We start from the raw sequence: 1,735 nt of genomic DNA on the forward strand, positions 1-1,735 counted from the left end.
AGTTAGGTATATGGTTTGCTGTTTTTTAAAAAATATTTACTACAGTGAAATATCAAATTTAACGAAAATCAATCTGGTTATATTGGCTAGTATTTATTTAGAAAATTGTAAAGTGAATCAAATATTATTTGTTGTTGTGGATATAATATTAATGTTTTCCTCTTAAACCTTATTGTTTGACGCATCGCACAAAGAAAAATGGAAAAGCCCTTCTCAATAAGAGATGGGTTTTTTATAGATGAAACCATGAATTTTATTTTTTCATTTACATTATGATCATGTAGTTATCTTTAGTATTGACGGCAACTTTTTTCTTATCTTTTTTTAAAAAACGAACGGCACCTAATTGTTCATCTTCTAGTTCATTTCACTCAGCATCTTTAATTGCTTTTAAATAATCACTATTTATGCTGTTTACTTCATCCGCTTTTGAATAGTAATATCTTTGGTATTTTTCAATATCCGTATTTTTTAATTCATTATCATGTTTAGATTTTGTAGCATTTAAGATACTAGAAAATCTTTGATTTCATCGCATTAAAGGTACATATGTCCTCATCCCTACTCGCCCAGAAACGGTAGAACTCGTAAATGTAGCTGTTGAAGAAGAGCACCACAGAAGAGGATATGGTAAAAAGCTTGTATAATATTCAATTGAAACTGCAAAGCTACAAGGATACAAAACAATTGAGGTTAGAACTGGTAATCCAGGTGTTATTCAATTAGCACTTTTCAAAAATGTGGTTTTAGAATGACTCATATTGATAAAGATTTTTTTATAAGACATTATGACGAATCGATTTTTGAAAATGGTATACAGTCTATAGATATGGTTCGCATATCGCAAGATTTATAAAAGGTAAGGGAAGTTAAAAGAATAATTTAGAAAAAAAGAAACACCAACTGTTTCAACAGACGGTGTCAATATGTATGTATTAAATTAAATATATATAACCCTAGTATCCAATTAGATGAATCAATAAAATTAAATTTTTTATAATGGTTGCCACTCGTAGAGATTAGTTGGTACATCATTTATAGTTCCTTCTAGTAGATCCCAATCATAACAACCAGTTACATGGCAATATACATCATCTGCTGCTTTACCAGCCGAATGATAATATCCATAAACGGTATCGTTAATTGAAAGGGCGAATTGATGCTTGTATTGGTCAAGATAAATCTTCATCACTCCAATACAACTAAAATAAGTGAACAAGACTACACCTCCTTATAGTGAATTGTATCAGAATGATTAAAAAATAACAGGGAAGAAAGTGTTTAAGTCGTGATGGATATTAATGTTATCGATAATAATGGGGCGAATAAAATTGCTAATTAGGAAAATTTAGAAAGGGTTTGAATGATGATGACTTACTTATCTAAAGTAAGTGTTGCAAATGAGTTAATGATCTATACTTATGGATTAACTTCAGACAAAATCGATGGTCTCATTGAAATTAATCGATTAGATTTTAGTAAGAAAGTAAAGTTTACACTCGCTTCTGGAGACACAAGTAGAGGATATCATATGGAGAGGGCTATAGCATCAATGTTTACATATCATCAAAATAACGTGTTTCCTGATTATGATTTGAGAGCTAGTGGTTAATCTAAAATTATTAGTTTATGACTTTTTTGTTACATCTCTAATATTATATTAAAACGTTTACATTTAAGCGTTTACAATTGAGCGTATCAGCATTATAATTGAATTCTAAGCTGATAGCGACTA

Annotated in this window: 2 protein-coding genes and 1 pseudogene; 2 read left to right on the forward strand and 1 reads right to left on the reverse strand. The window is 29.6% G+C overall.

Annotation, left to right across the window (positions count from 1 at the left end; translation table 11 throughout):
- Nucleotides 1–533: 533 nt before the first annotated feature.
- Nucleotides 534–856, forward strand: a pseudogene (locus tag V7014_RS27060) (GNAT family N-acetyltransferase); the annotation flags it as partial.
- Nucleotides 857–994: 138 nt separating this feature from the next.
- Here V7014_RS27060 and V7014_RS27065 read toward each other — a convergent pair.
- Nucleotides 995–1,219 carry a hypothetical protein gene (locus V7014_RS27065; RefSeq protein WP_335512217.1) on the reverse strand — a complete coding sequence of 75 codons (225 nt, stop codon included), beginning with the start codon at nt 1,217–1,219 and terminating at the stop codon, nt 995–997.
- 147 nt (nt 1,220–1,366) lie between these two features.
- Here V7014_RS27065 and V7014_RS27070 point away from each other — a divergent pair, with 147 nt between their 5' ends.
- Nucleotides 1,367–1,612, forward strand: a complete 246-nt coding sequence (locus tag V7014_RS27070; protein WP_335512219.1) for a hypothetical protein — start codon at nt 1,367–1,369, stop codon at nt 1,610–1,612.
- Nucleotides 1,613–1,735 lie beyond the last annotated feature (123 nt).

It is taken from the genome of Bacillus sp. JJ722 (assembly GCF_036963345.1).
GTDB lineage: Bacteria > Bacillota > Bacilli > Bacillales > DSM-1321 > Bacillus_AD.

Excerpts from the sequence above, each read along its gene's own strand:
- V7014_RS27070 (WP_335512219.1), top strand. The coding sequence starts at position 1,367 with ATGATGACTTACTTATCTAAAGTAAGTGTTGCAAATGAGTTAATGATC.